The sequence below is a fragment of the Caballeronia humi genome, from assembly GCF_001544475.1.
Lineage (GTDB): Bacteria > Pseudomonadota > Gammaproteobacteria > Burkholderiales > Burkholderiaceae > Caballeronia > Caballeronia humi.
This window is the reverse complement of sequence record NZ_FCNW02000005.1, coordinates 194,618-207,597: the sequence shown is the minus strand read 5'-3', so window position 1 is coordinate 207,597 and position 12,980 is coordinate 194,618. Positions and strand designations below refer to the sequence as shown.

Below are 12,980 nucleotides of genomic sequence, written 5' to 3'. Positions count from 1 at the left end.
CGACCGCCTGAGACGCGGATCGTTCCTTCTGGCAATGAGGGCTATCCGCCGCCCGGGACTCTTGCGGCAATGAGCAGAGGAATACGTCGGCTGAAAATAAAACGCGCCGTCAACTGGACGGCGCGCTTGAACCACGTCGAAGCGTCAGACCTTCTCGACCGACGCGCCGTAGATTTCGTCGATGGAATCGGCGAGCGTCTTGTTGAACTCCTCGTCGCTCATCGACTTCTTCAGCTCGTTGATGAGCGCGCGCGAGAAGCTCGCGATCATGCCGTGGTTTTCGGCAAGACGCTTGCACGCGTCGCTGCGCGAATAGCCGCCCGACAACGCCACCACGCGCACGACACGCGGATGCTCGATCAGCGGAAGATAAAGATCCGTTTCGTCGGGAATGGTCAGCTTGATCATCACCTGGCTCGATTCCGGCAACGCGTCCAGGCCCTTCAGCAATTCATCGCGCAGGATCTTTTCCGCGCCCTTCTTGTCCGGGCTCTTGATCGACACTTCGGGTTCGAGAATCGGCACGAGACCGTGTCCGATGATCTGCGCACCCACTTCGAACTGCTGCTTTGCCACGGCGGCGATGCCCTTCTCGTCCGCCTGATGGATCACCGAGCGCATCTTCGTGCCGAAGATGCCGAGCTTGGCCGCGCGTTCCAGCAGCGCGTCGAGACCGGGATTCGGCTTCATGAGCTGAACGCCGTCGGCTTCCGCTTCGAGGCCCTTGTCGACCTTCAGGAACGGCACCACGCCTCTGTCTTCCCACAGGAACGCAGGCACGGGCTTGCCGTTCGCCTGACCATCCATGGTGGCTTCGAAGAGGATCGCGCCGATCACCTTCTCTCCCGTGAACGAGGGCGCCGTGATGATGCGCACGCGCATTTCATGCATCAGCTTGAACATCTCGGCGTCGCCGTTGTAGGCGTCTTCCGCAATACCGTACTGCCGCAGCGCGCCAGGCGTCGAACCGCCGCTTTGATCCAGAGCCGCGATGAAACCCTGTTTCTCGGCCATTTGCGCCAGCATTTTTTCGTTAGCCACGAACCTGTCCCTCCTTATGTAAAAAGCGTTGGAACGCGCGCGAGCACGATCCCTGCAGTTAGTTTACCGTTTTTGAGACGCGACTTGTGTGCGCATATTCTCACATCGGGCGCAAGGGTCGGATCGTGAGGGAGGAATGGTGCCGTGGCGGCACCCCTTACTGCGGCGCATGCATCGTCCGCAGGCCGCCGGGCGCGGCATCGAACTGGAGTCGCTGGCCTGTGTCGGCGGCGCGGCCACCGCTGATCGCAATCACTTCGATCTGCTTCTGCATCGTGTTCTGAACGAGCACCGTCTTTCCATCGGGTGTGAACGCCACGCCCTGAGTCCAGCCACCGGTCGGCACGTCGTTCACGCGCGCCAGTTTCTTGTCCGCAACGCGCAGCAGCACGAAACTGCCCGCGCGATGATAAAACGGCGAGTCGCTTGCCTTGTTCGTGCCGTTCATCACCGTCACGCCGACAAGCTTCCCATCCGGCGAGATCGCGACGCCTTCGGGCGTCTGTCCGACGCTCACCGTATCCACGACGCGCGGCGGTTCGACGGTGAGATCGATCAGGCTGACCGTGTCCGTGTCGCCCTGCCCTTTGCCGATGTTCGACACGATCGCGAAGTCGCCTTTCGCACTCACGTCGATGCCATTGGGACGCTGGCCGGGAAACACATCGCGCTTCGTGACTTCTACTTTGCCTGCCTGAATCGCCAGGATCGTCACGCGATGGTCGCCGTCGCGCGTGACGAGCGCGCGCTTGCCGTCCGGCGTGAACGCGACGTGGCCCGGGCCCGAATTCGCGCCGAGCGAAATCTTCTGGGTCTGCGTGACCTTCTTGCCGTCGATGCCGAACACGGTAATCGAGCCGTCCGAACGCGACGCCGCGATCGCCAGCGTCCCGTCGGGGCTGATCGATATGCCGCCGACGGCGGGCCCGGCATGCAAGGTATCGATGACCTTCGGCGGCTTCTCGGTCAGATCCACGACGCTGACCAGATCGTCGAGCGCTGTCTTGTTCGGGTCCGCCGGGTCCCTCTTCGCTCCGGCCGTGACGAGGGCGAGCCGTCCGTCCGGCGTCGTGTCCACCGACTCCGGCGGACCGAAGACCGAATTGGGCACGGCGAACTCCGTGAGCACTTCAGCATGATGGCCGGTCACTTTGATGATCGCGACGGTGTCACGACCCTCAACCGTTTTAGTGTCCCCATTGACGACCATGACCTTACCGTCCTGGCTCGACAGGATCAGTTGGGACGCCGCTGATCGGGCGATGAGTGGCGAACCGAGGGTCGCGGCACATAAGGCGACGACGCTCGCCCATTTGCGAAGATGGCGATTCATTGATGTCTCCAATCGTTGTTTTCTGGCGCGGCCTGCTTTTGAATCACGCTTTCAGCTCGATGCGCTTGAATCGCCCTGCAAGCAAGCCATATGCGAGGATCGCGACGATCCCATGCGCGCCGACGAACCACAGCGCCCGGTCGAACGAGCCCGTGCTCGCAACGACATAGCCGATCACGATCGGTGTCACGATCCCCGCCGTGTTGCCGATCCCGTTGAACACGCCGCCACTCAAGCCGGTCATCTCGCGCGGCGCCACGTCCGATACGACGGCCCAGCCGATCGCGCCGAGTCCCTTCCCGAAGAACGCCAGCGACATGATGATGACCACGGCCGTATTGCTCACGGCGAACGGCGCGGCCATGACGACCGTCGCGAGCGTCATGCCGATCATGAACGGCATCTTGCGAGCGACGGAAACCGAGACGCCGCGCCGGATCAAAAAGTCGGACAGCATGCCGCCGAGAATGCCTCCGGAGAACCCGCAGATCGCTGGCAACGCCGCGACCATGCCGACGGTCATCACGTTCATGCCGCGTTCCTTCATCAGATAGATCGGGAACCAGGTGATGAAGAAATACGTGAGCGCCGTGATGCAGTACTGCCCGATGTAGATCGCCCACAGCATGCGGCTCGTGAACAGCGTGCTGATCTCGCGCCGCGTGAAGCGACGGCGGTCTTTGGCGGCGCCGGCATCCAGCCCGACTAGCGCGCCGTTCGCGGCGATGAAATCGAGTTCGTCGCGGCTCATGCGCGGATGCGTGCGCGGGTCGTCCATTACGAGGAACCAGACGCACGCCGCCGCGATCCCCAGCCCGCCCATGAAAAAGAACACGTGGTGCCAGCCGAGCGCATGCGTGAACCATGCCATCAGCGGCGTAAAGACGACGACCGCCAGATACTGCGCGGAATTGAAGAGCGCGCTTGCCGTGCCGCGCTCGGCGGTGGGAAACCAGGTCGCCACGACGCGCGCGTTGCCCGGAAACGCCGGCGATTCGACGAGTCCCAGCATGAATCGCATGATGAAGAGCGCGATGGTCGCCGAGGCGGCCGTGCCGAAGAGGGAGACCGTGCCCTGCGTCATCGTGAAGATGGACCACAGGGCGATGCTCGCACCGTAGACCCGTTTCGCGCCGAAGCGGTCGAGCAGCCAGCCGCCGGGAATCTGGCCGATCGCGTACGCCCAGCCGAACGCCGAGAACACGATGCCGAGCGCCGATGCCGACAGGCCCAGATCCTTCGCGACGAACGTACCCGCAATCGATAACGTCGCGCGGTCCGCGTAGTTCAGGACCGTGACGAAAAAGATCAGCGCGAGGATGTAGTAGCGGAAATGTCCGACCTTGGCCTTGGCCGCTGCGTGAGCCGTGGCGTTCGTGGCTTCAGGCGGCGCGGACGTCGCGATATCGAGGTTCTTCATGTGTCTCCTCCCTGTTTTGTTCGGGGATGGTGTCGTGGCGGGACGAGCGCGCGCGGCGCTCAGAGGCAATGCATCACGGCGTCACGCTGGTCTCGGGGCGGCGGCCAGCGAAGCTCGCGGCAAGGCTCGCAAGCACGATGTCGCCCATCGCGGTGCGCGTCTGCACGGTCGCACTCGCGCGATGCGGTTGCACGACGACGTTCTTCATCGTGAGCAGTTCGGCCGGCACGTTCGGTTCGTCGACGAAGACGTCGAGGCCCGCGCCCGCGATGCGCTTCGCCGCGAGCGCCTGCACCAGGTCCGCTTCGTTCACGAGCTTGCCGCGCGCGACGTTGATCAAATAGCCGTCGGGGCCGAGGGCATCGAGCACGCTCGCATCGATGATCCCTTCAGCCTCATCCGCCGATGCCGCGAGCACCAGCGCATCGCTCTGGGTCGCGAGGTCGTGAAGACTCGCGACGAAGGTGTACGGAACGCCGTCGATCGCCTTCAGGTCCGTGTAAGCGATCGGGCAGCCGAACGCGGCGGCGCGCGTCGCGATGGCGCGGCCCACGCGGCCGAGACCCACGATGCCCACCTTCATGCCGCTGAACTTGCGGGCGAGCGGCAAGCCGGACTTGCCCCATTCGCCGTCGCGCACGTAGGCGTCGCCGACGCACAGGCCGCGGCAGGCGGAGATCAGCAGGCCGATGGCGAGATCGGCGACGTCGTCGGTGAGCACGCCGGGCGTCGTCGACACGTGGATGCCGCGGGCGCGCGCATGGTCGAGATCGACGGCATCGGTGCCGATTCCGTTGACCGCCACGATGCGCAAGGCGGGCAACGCGTCCATCAGTTCGTTGCTGATGCCCGTTGCGCCGCCGGTCACCACGCCTTTGATCTGCGCGCCGACTTCGCGCAAAAAGCCAGCCTTGTCGGCGTGTTCGTAATAGCGGTGGACGGCGTAGAGCGCGCTCAGTTGCTTGTCGAGCGAAGGAAGCACGGGGTTGATCAACAGAACGTCGGACGGCATGCGGAATCCTTTTGCGGGCGGGATTGCAGGGTGAAGGGAGGCTTGGGGCGACTTTCTTCCCCGTTCGATTGAAGACGAGTATAGGCAGGTGATCGATTAAGGTCTAAGCTATATTAAGCATCGATCAATCCACAAATTGACATGATCGTCGAACTGAATCACCTTCGCTGTTTCGTAGCGGTCGCCGAAGAATTGCACTTCGGGCGGGCCGCCGCGCGTCTGTTCATGACGCAGCCGCCGCTCAGCCGGCAGATCCAGATCCTCGAACAGGCGCTTGATCTGGTCCTGTTCGACCGCAACAGCCGCAGCGTCCGTTTGACGCCCGCCGGGCGCGCGTACTACCACGACGCCGTGCGCATCCTGCGGCTCGCCACTCAGGCGGCGGACTCAGCGCGCCGGGTCGCGCGCGGCGACGAAGGCCAGGTGACGCTCGGGTTCACGGCCGTGTCGGGCTATTACCTGATGCCGCAGTTGCTGTCCGCTGCGCGCAAGAATCTGCCGGGCATCAAGGTCGTGTTGAAGGAGATGGTGTCGGTGCAGCAGGTCAAGGCGCTGGAAACGCGTGAAATCGACCTGGGCATCATGCGCGCGCAGTTCGCGACGAAGGGGCTCGCGTTCTGTCCGGTGGCGCGCGAGCCGCTCATGCTCGCGATGCTGGCGACGGACCCGCTTTCCAGACGGCGAAGGATCGCCGCAAAGGATCTGGATGGCGCGCCGTTCGTGATGTATTCACCCGAGGGTGGCAGGTATTTCCACGACCGGATCGCCGGTCTGTTCGCGGCGGCCGGCGTGCAGGCGGATTACGTGCAGTTCATCGACCAGACGCATACGATCGTCGCGCTGGTGCGGGCCGGCATCGGCGTGGCCATCGTGCCGGCGTCGGCGCGGGAATTGTGTTTCAGCGATGTCGTGTTCCGCCCGCTTTGGGCGACGAACGCGTACGCGAACATCGATCTGGCGTGGAGCGAGGAACTGGACGACCCGGCTGTGGAGAACTTCCGCCGCTTTGCCGTCGCTCACTTTGCGGCCGTCGCGACGCTGGATTCAACTTCAACTACAGCGCCTGAGCACCACGCTGCGCAGTCTCCGTCTGCATCTGCGTCAGATGCCGCAGCAACTTCGTCACCATCCAAACGACGGTGAACGCAAGAATCACGAAGAACGCCGCGAGCGGCGCCAGTATCTGAACTGAGACAAAGCCTGCCAGCCCCATCATCAACGACGACACCAGCAGCAATGCGCAGCCGAGGATCGCGCTCGTCAGCCCCGCGATGTGCGGAAAGAGCGAGTTGCCCTTGGCCATCAAGGTCGGATACATCGCGCCCGCGCAAAAACCCATGACAAGCACGGGCGTCGCGAGCGTCCAGACGCGCAGGCCGACCGCCAGCGCAAGGACGAGCATCACGACGGAACTCGCCGCCATCACGCGCGAGAAGATCAGAAGGCGCTGCTCGGCAGTCGGCAAGCGCGCCCCCTGCACGCGATTCGATATGCCGCCGAGGAAGTACATCATCCCGATGCCGAGCGCGAGGTAGCCGAAATAAGTCGGCGGCTTGTGCAGTGTGTTCTGCACCATGAACGGTCCAATGATGTTGAAGACCAGCAAGATGCTGTAGCACAGGCCCTGCGCCAGGAAGCAGCTTTGAAACACCGGGCTCGACAGCACCCTGCCGGCATTGGCGATCAGCGTGCGCGGCTCCAGGCGCACGGGCTTCGGCAAGGTCTCGCGATACCGCCAGACGAGCGCCCACATCACGATCGAATAGATCAGCAGGAAGACAAGGCACGCCTGCCAGCCGAACCACGTCTGCAGATGCGCGCCGATCACGGGCGCGATGATCGGCGCAAGTCCCCATGCAATCGCCATGTACGTGAACGCATGCAGGAGCGCAATGCCCTTGAACGAATCGGTGATGATGGCTTTCGCAAGCAGATTCGTCGTCGCGATACCGAAGCCCTGCAAGGCACGCGCGAGAAGGAAGGTCTCAAGGTTCGGCGCGGCGAGCGACAGCAGGCAGCCGATCGTGAAGATCACGAGCCCGAAGGCGAGCACGGGCTTCCTTCCGTAGGCATCGGCGATCGGCCCGAAGACGAGCTGGCCCAGCGCATACGCCGCCATGTAGCCGGAAACGCTCGACTGAATCGCTTGTGGCGAGGTCTCGAAGAAGCGCGCCATCGCGGGAAGCGCGGGCACGTAGATGTCGATGGCGAGTTGCCCTGCCGAAGCGAACAGGCAGACCAGGAACAGCAGGAAACGCTGCGAATTGGCGGCGCGCATGGGCGCGGCGACCGGGCGGTAAGAAGTGTCGTCGTTCATTCAGGCGTCGAGGGCGAATTGCAGCGACGCAGCGCGTGTGCCGCGTCATCGACGCGTATTGTGCCTGTCGTCGGGCGAATCCGCGCGAGACGCCCTCAATCGGCGGCTGAATCGCACTCGCTCATTTCATTCAGGTTTCGATAGCTCGAACGATGCGGACGGGGGATGCGGATAGCACGGCTCCCCTCCGTCTTGATCACGTCGGCGGCGAGCCTCGCCAGGATTGCATCGGCCCACGCGTGCGGGTCCTGCTGCGTGATTTCGCCTACGCGCAGAAGCTTGGCGTAGGTGTCGTCGCTGATCGTGATTTGCGACACGAAAGTTTTGATGTCCCTCACGGTCTCCCCTGTTCTTTTGAGTAGGCGGCCCGCGAGAAATCGGGGGATAACCCGCAGGCCTGACCGCGAGAGCCGGTCAAGGAAACCCAGCGGCTGGTCGCCAGCATAATGGGGGGCGCGCGGGGCTTCCGTACGGGGGACCACGCAGGGAGGCCTTGCAGTCGTCGCAACAGGGTTGACGATTGATTCAGGCCGAGGCCGGCAGTAAGCAGAGACCGCTGGGATGATTGTCGATCCCGACGCGGCTCGACCGTCGTATCTATGGACCGATCGGGTCCGCCGACCTGGAGCCCATCATGCGCAAGCTCGTTGTATCCGCTTTCATCAGTCTGGATGGCGTATTTCAAGCCCCTGGCGGCCCCGAAGAAGATCCCAGCGGCGATTTCCGTTTCGGTGGCTGGATCGTTCCCTATGCGGACGAAGCCACCGGCCAGCACTTGCAGGACCTGCTCTCGCAGCCGTTCGCGCTGCTGCTGGGGCGTCGCACCTACGACATATTCGCGTCGTACTGGCCACACGTACCCGCCGATTCAGCCAGCCGCGCCATCGCCGAGAAGTTCAACGGCGTACGCAAGCACGTGTCGACGCATCGGCCGGATACGCTCGACTGGCAGAACAGTCATGCGCTGGAGGGCGATCCTGCCGACGCGATACGTGCGCTTCAACATCAGGACGGCGCCGATCTGCTCACGTTCGGCAGCGGCGACATGGTGCGCCAACTGCTCGCAGCCGGCCTGGTCGACGAGCTTCGGCTTCAGGTTTTCCCCATCCTGCTTGGACGCGGCAAGCGCTTGTTCGGCGATGACGCGCTGGCGTCCGCCTTCACTCTGGCGCAGTCGACCACAACGCCTCGCGGCGTGCTGATTGCCCGCTACCAGCGCAACGGCGAGGTGCGCACAGGAACGTTCGACTGAGTCAATCAGGTCGCAGGTTGACTTCAACGATGCCTGCCGCACGTACAGCCGTTTTCAGGCATCGTTTAATAGCGAAGTAGCGGGTCGATCTCCGGTCGAGCGCGAGGCGACTGAAGTCATACCCGCGACCGCGCGCCAGTCTCCCGACGCTGCGAGAATCATGTGCGCGGCAACCGTTTATTCGCATCACAACCCTGGACCGATAGCGACATGCGTGTCATGGCGAGACGGAAGTTCATTGCACTGTCACTGGCCGCCTGCGCAGTCGGCGTTATCGCGTATCGGGTTCACAGCCACTATGATCCGGGCGGCATCGCCTATGGCAAGGGGCGCCGCCAACGGCTCGACGTTTATGTGCCCGAGCCCCGCGCGCGCGCGGGCTACCCTGTCGTCGTGTATTTCTACGGCGGAGCCTGGCAAAGCGGCCGTCGCTCGGAGTCGCGCGGCGTCGCAGAAGCGCTCGCTGCGCGAGGCATCGTCACGATCGCGGCGGACTACCGGGTCTATCCCGACGCCGTCTTTCCCGGCTTCCTCGACGACCCTGCCGCCGCCGTGCGCTGGACGCGCGATCACGTGCGCGAATTCGGCGGCGACCCCTCGCGCATCTTCGTCATGGGACATTCCTCCGGCGCGCACATGGCGGCGATGCTCGCGACCGATCCGCGCTACCTGGCCGCGCAGGGAATGTCGAATACCTCGCTTGCCGGGATGATCGGACTCGCGGGTCCGTACGCCGCGATCCCGACGAGCGACCCTCACATGGACGAGATCTTCCCGCCGGCACTGCGCGACCGGGCGCTCCCCCTTGCATTGGTCACCGGTCACGAGCCGCCGATGTTGCTCGCCGCCGGCACGGCGGATACCGACGTCGATCCGCATAACAGCGATCGTTTCGCCGACGCATTGCGCGCGCATCACGACGTCGTCGAACTAAAAAAATATCCGGGGTACGGCCACGACACGATTGTCGAGTCGTTCTCGACGGCGCCGAACACGGCCTCACCGGTTCTGGCGGACGTCAGCGCCTTCATTCACGCGCATTGAAGATGCGATTTCGATGATCGACGCTGGATAGCGGGCTTTCGGTTCTATTGCCGGTGGTCGGTCTGGAATGCGCCTTGCTCGTCGTGCATTCGGACGATGCACACGCACTCATGGCGAACCGGCGCGGTTCCGCGAAAGCCACCCTCTCATTCACTTGAATACCGCAAGTCGCACGCAAAAGCCGTGACGCCCTGGGACGCGGAGAAATATCGAATCGCGCTCATCGTCCCGATTGGATGCCAGACTTTGCGACAGCGTCCGTCATCGGGCCGTGCGATGATCGCGCGGTAGCGACAACGTCGGAATTCCGAATCCTGGCGCGAGCGAACGCGCACCCAGTCAAAGGATCATCATGCGAACACTCACCCCGTCCGGCCAGCGATTGATCGAAGAACTCGCCCAGCGACACGGGTTCAGCACGGAAGCCGTGACGAGCATGCTGGACTCCGTGATTCGCGGCAACGGCAGTATGGCCCAGTTCGATCACCCCGACTTCGGCGGCTCCGGCCAGTGGATGAGGGGCGGAATGACCATGGTCTCCGACATGTTCAACAGCCACCTGAAAGGGAGGGTCGAGGCGCTCTGCTCCGAGCTCTCCCGCCTGATCGCGAATGAGCCCGACCTGATTCGCAGCGGCAGCTTTCAGTCGCAGAGCCAGGGGACTGGGCAGCATGGAAACGACGGCGGCAGCAGCCAGCGGCAGACAGCGGCGGGACCGGTCGGACCGGCGAGTCTGTTTGTTCCTGCCGCCCCCGGCACCTCCGACGACTGGTGGCCCGCCGATCTCGGCTGGCCCAACAGCACCGGCGCGCAAAACGACGTCCGCTATGCCTTCTTCGCGCAGCCCAGGCGCCTGGCGATCGAAATACACGGCAAGTCGACAGTTTACGATACGCTCGATCACCAGATCAGCGGCTTCTCACAACAGCAGTCCCGCGGCGGGTCTCTCACCTTCACGAGCCAGCACGGCCTCGTTGCTGTCGCAAGCCTGCCCGTGGTCTCGGACGGTGGAATCCCCCAACCGGCATCGTCACCGATGCAGGATAAGCCCGCCAGCACTCAGCCTGACACCCGCGAGGCCGACGTGTTCGCCACCATCGAAAAACTCCATCAATTGCATGCGAAGGGGATTCTCAGCGATGAGGAGTTCGCTGCCAAGAAGGCGGAGTTGCTAGGCCGTTTGTGAGGTAGTCGAGTGTCCGGGCGCGGGCCGTTCTCAAAGGGCAGTTCGCTGAAACGTGCCGCCGGCAATCCGCAAGTCGCGCCTTCCACGCAGATCGCTCTAGCCCCTCATAGCAAATCACAACGCTCGTCTCCAAAATTCGGCGCATAAGGTTTCTGACGGTGCGCCGGAGTCGAGCCATTCTTTCTTCTCGGCGCTGACATTTCTCGGGATGGTGTCCGCCAGTCCTTATTGCCGCGTAAACGTGAAAAAGGGACGATCAGGTGTTTCGATCGTCCCTTCTGCCTCACTCGTCGACAGCGACGCTAGCTCGTCACATTACCTCGAGCCGCCGCCACCGTGACCGCCGCCACCGCCGGAACCACCACCATAGCCGCCGCCGTGTCCGCCGCCACCGAAGCCGCCGCCAAAGCCGCCACCGCCGAAGCCGCCGCCAAAGCCGCCGCCGTGACCGCCGTTGCCGGGTCCGCCGGGTCCGCCATTGCCGCCGCCAGCACCCGCGCCGCCGTTACCGGCACCAGCACCCCCGCCGTTTCCGCCGCCCTTACCACCGCCGGCTCCGCCGTTTCCACCGCCTGAACCGCTACCGCCACCGCCACCGGCACCGGCACCCGCACCGCCGCCGCCCTTGCCACCACCGCCGGCTCCGCCGTTTCCGCCGCCTGAACCGCTACCGCCACCGGCACCACCAGCGCCACCACCCGCGCCGCCTGCACCGGCACCCGCACCGCCGCCGCCCTTACCACCGCCGCCGGCTCCGCCGTTTCCGCCACCGGCGCCCGGGCCGCCACTTCCAGCGCCTCCGCCATGACCACCGCCTGCGCCTGCCCCACCAGCACCGCCTCCGTTGCCGCCCGCGCTACCACCGCCTGCACCGCCCGCGCCGCCGTTCCCGCCAGCACCACCGCCGTTGCCGCCTGCGCCACCGTTACCTGCGCCGCCGCCATGACCGCCGCTGCCGGCCCCACCGTTGCCGCCACCAGCACCACCACCCGCGCCGCCACTGCCGGAACCTCCACCGTGACCACCGCCTGCACCACCCGCACCACCACCGTTACCGCCTGCGCCGCCGTTACCCGCGCCGCCGCCGTGACCGCCGTTGCCAGATCCACCGTTGCCGCCACCTGAGCCGTTCCCGCCACCAGCGCCACCGCCTGCGCCGCCATTGCCAGAACCTCCGCCATGACCACCGCCTGCACCTGCACCTGCGCCTGCACCACCAGCACCGCCGCCGTTACCACCTGCGCCACCGTTACCTGCGCCGCCGCCATGACCGCCACTGCCGGCCCCGCCGTTGCCGCCACCAGCACCACCACCCGCGCCGCCACTGCCGGAACCCCCGCCGTGGCCACCGCCTGCGCCTGCTCCCGCACCACCTGCGCCACCGCCGTTACCGCCCGCGCCGCCGTTACCTGCGCCGCCATTGCCGGAACCTCCGCCATGGCCGTTGCCTGCGCCGCTGCCGCCTGCGCTACCACCACCCGCGCCGGCGCCATGGCCGCTGCCACCAGGGCCACCGTTGCCGCCGCCGCTGCTACCGCCATTGCCGTGGCCTTCGCCGCCGCCGTGGCCTTCTCCGCCGCCGTGGCCTTCTCCGCCGCCGTTGCCTACGCCACCGCTGTGACCTTCGCCACCGCTGTGACCTTCGCCACCGCTGTGCCCCTCGCCACCGCTGTGGCCTTCACCACCGCTGTGACCTTCCCCACCGCCGTGGCCCGCGCCACCGCCGTGGCCTTCACCACCGCTGTGACCTTCCCCACCGCTGTGACCTTCCCCACCGCCGTGGCCCACGCCACCGCCGTGACCAGGTCCATTGCCGTGACCGGGACCATCGCCGTGACCAGGACCATCGCCGTGACCGGGACCATCGCCGTGACCGGGACCATCGCCGTGACCGGGACCATCGCCGTGACCGGGACCATCGCCGTGACCAGGACCATCACCATGACCTTGGCCGTGACCATCACCATGCCCAGGACCGTCGCCGTGACCGTGGCCATCACCATGCCCAGGACCGTCGCCGTGACCGTGCCCATCACCATCGCCGTGACCGTGCCCATCACCATCGCCGTGACCGTGCCCATCACCATCGCCGTGACCGTGGCCATCACCATCGCCATGGCCGTGGCCATCGCCGTGACCATGACCGTGGCCGTGACCATGCCCATGGCCGCCGCCGCTGTCGCCACCATCGCCGCCGTCTCCACCGCCCGATCCATCGCCGCCTGAATCACCGCCACCCGTCGAACCACCGCCCGTCGATCCACCGCCCGACGCGCCACCGCCTGTCGATCCACCACCCGTCGATCCACCGCCCGTCGATCCACCGCCCGACGCGCCACCGCCCGTCGATCCATGCCCCGCCGAACCGGCGCCCG

The 12,980-nt window shown here is 65.3% G+C and carries 12 protein-coding genes; 5 read left to right on the top strand and 7 right to left on the bottom strand.

Going from position 1 to position 12,980, the window contains the following annotated elements; genetic code table 11:
- Positions 1-144 precede the first annotated feature (144 nt).
- The 4 genes from AWB65_RS08520 to AWB65_RS08505 form a co-directional block, all read right to left on the bottom strand.
- On the bottom strand, positions 145-1,041 hold the full coding sequence (locus AWB65_RS08520; RefSeq protein WP_087666735.1) for a fructose bisphosphate aldolase: 897 nt from the start codon (positions 1,039-1,041) through the stop codon (positions 145-147).
- Between the two features lie 157 nt (positions 1,042-1,198).
- Positions 1,199-2,374: a YncE family protein gene (locus tag AWB65_RS08515; RefSeq protein WP_087666734.1), complete on the bottom strand. Its 1,176-nt coding sequence runs from the start codon at positions 2,372-2,374 to the stop codon at positions 1,199-1,201.
- A 43-nt stretch (positions 2,375-2,417) separates the two neighbouring features.
- Positions 2,418-3,794 carry an MFS transporter gene (locus AWB65_RS08510; protein WP_087666733.1) on the bottom strand — a complete coding sequence of 459 codons (1,377 nt, stop codon included), beginning with the start codon at positions 3,792-3,794 and terminating at the stop codon, positions 2,418-2,420.
- Positions 3,795-3,867: 73 nt separating this feature from the next.
- The gene (locus AWB65_RS08505) at positions 3,868-4,806 is read right to left on the bottom strand and encodes a 2-hydroxyacid dehydrogenase (RefSeq protein ID WP_087666732.1); all 939 of its coding nucleotides are present in this window, start codon (positions 4,804-4,806) and stop codon (positions 3,868-3,870) included.
- Positions 4,807-4,947: 141 nt separating this feature from the next.
- On the opposite strand from AWB65_RS08505, the gene AWB65_RS08500 reads away from it, so the two are divergent.
- The gene (locus AWB65_RS08500; RefSeq protein WP_087666731.1) at positions 4,948-5,949 is read left to right on the top strand and encodes a LysR family transcriptional regulator; all 1,002 of its coding nucleotides are present in this window, start codon (positions 4,948-4,950) and stop codon (positions 5,947-5,949) included.
- Here AWB65_RS08500 and AWB65_RS08495 read toward each other — a convergent pair.
- Positions 5,861-7,123 (bottom strand): multidrug effflux MFS transporter, encoded by a 1,263-nt coding sequence (locus tag AWB65_RS08495; protein ID WP_087666730.1) that lies wholly within the window; start codon positions 7,121-7,123, stop codon positions 5,861-5,863. The genes AWB65_RS08500 and AWB65_RS08495 overlap by 89 nt on opposite strands.
- Before the next feature lie 95 nt (positions 7,124-7,218).
- Positions 7,219-7,461, bottom strand: coding sequence for a hypothetical protein (locus AWB65_RS08490; protein ID WP_087666729.1), 243 nt, complete (start codon positions 7,459-7,461; stop codon positions 7,219-7,221).
- 296 nt (positions 7,462-7,757) lie between these two features.
- Here AWB65_RS08490 and AWB65_RS08485 point away from each other — a divergent pair, with 296 nt between their 5' ends.
- The 3 genes from AWB65_RS08485 to AWB65_RS08475 all read left to right on the top strand — a co-directional run bounded on the left by AWB65_RS08485 (position 7,758) and on the right by AWB65_RS08475 (position 10,605).
- Positions 7,758-8,375, top strand: coding sequence for a dihydrofolate reductase family protein (locus AWB65_RS08485; protein ID WP_087666728.1), 618 nt, complete (start codon positions 7,758-7,760; stop codon positions 8,373-8,375).
- Between the two features lie 219 nt (positions 8,376-8,594).
- Positions 8,595-9,419, top strand: a complete 825-nt coding sequence (locus tag AWB65_RS08480) for an alpha/beta hydrolase (RefSeq protein WP_087666808.1) — start codon at positions 8,595-8,597, stop codon at positions 9,417-9,419.
- 352 nt (positions 9,420-9,771) lie between these two features.
- Positions 9,772-10,605 carry an SHOCT domain-containing protein gene (locus AWB65_RS08475; RefSeq protein WP_087666727.1) on the top strand — a complete coding sequence of 278 codons (834 nt, stop codon included), beginning with the start codon at positions 9,772-9,774 and terminating at the stop codon, positions 10,603-10,605.
- 302 nt (positions 10,606-10,907) lie between these two features.
- On the opposite strand, the gene AWB65_RS37625 is transcribed toward AWB65_RS08475, so the two are convergent.
- Positions 10,908-12,119 (bottom strand): hypothetical protein, encoded by a 1,212-nt coding sequence (locus AWB65_RS37625; protein WP_268808241.1) that lies wholly within the window; start codon positions 12,117-12,119, stop codon positions 10,908-10,910.
- Here AWB65_RS37625 and AWB65_RS37620 point away from each other — a divergent pair.
- Complete coding sequence (locus AWB65_RS37620) at positions 12,097-12,831, top strand: hypothetical protein (RefSeq protein WP_200821688.1); 735 nt, start codon at positions 12,097-12,099, stop codon at positions 12,829-12,831. The genes AWB65_RS37625 and AWB65_RS37620 overlap by 23 nt on opposite strands.
- Positions 12,832-12,980: the final 149 nt, after the last annotated feature.

Coding starts and splice junctions, on each gene's coding strand:
- AWB65_RS08480 (WP_087666808.1), top strand. CDS start 8,595: ATGGCGAGACGGAAGTTCATTGCACTGTCACTGGCCGCCTGCGCAGTC.
- AWB65_RS08505 (WP_087666732.1), bottom strand. CDS start 4,806: ATGCCGTCCGACGTTCTGTTGATCAACCCCGTGCTTCCTTCGCTCGAC.
- AWB65_RS08515 (WP_087666734.1), bottom strand. CDS start 2,374: ATGAATCGCCATCTTCGCAAATGGGCGAGCGTCGTCGCCTTATGTGCC.
- AWB65_RS37620 (WP_200821688.1), top strand. CDS start 12,097: ATGGCCGCTGCCACCAGGGCCACCGTTGCCGCCGCCGCTGCTACCGCC.
- AWB65_RS08500 (WP_087666731.1), top strand. CDS start 4,948: ATGATCGTCGAACTGAATCACCTTCGCTGTTTCGTAGCGGTCGCCGAA.
- AWB65_RS08475 (WP_087666727.1), top strand. CDS start 9,772: ATGCGAACACTCACCCCGTCCGGCCAGCGATTGATCGAAGAACTCGCC.
- AWB65_RS08485 (WP_087666728.1), top strand. CDS start 7,758: ATGCGCAAGCTCGTTGTATCCGCTTTCATCAGTCTGGATGGCGTATTT.
- AWB65_RS08495 (WP_087666730.1), bottom strand. CDS start 7,123: ATGAACGACGACACTTCTTACCGCCCGGTCGCCGCGCCCATGCGCGCC.
- AWB65_RS08510 (WP_087666733.1), bottom strand. CDS start 3,794: ATGAAGAACCTCGATATCGCGACGTCCGCGCCGCCTGAAGCCACGAAC.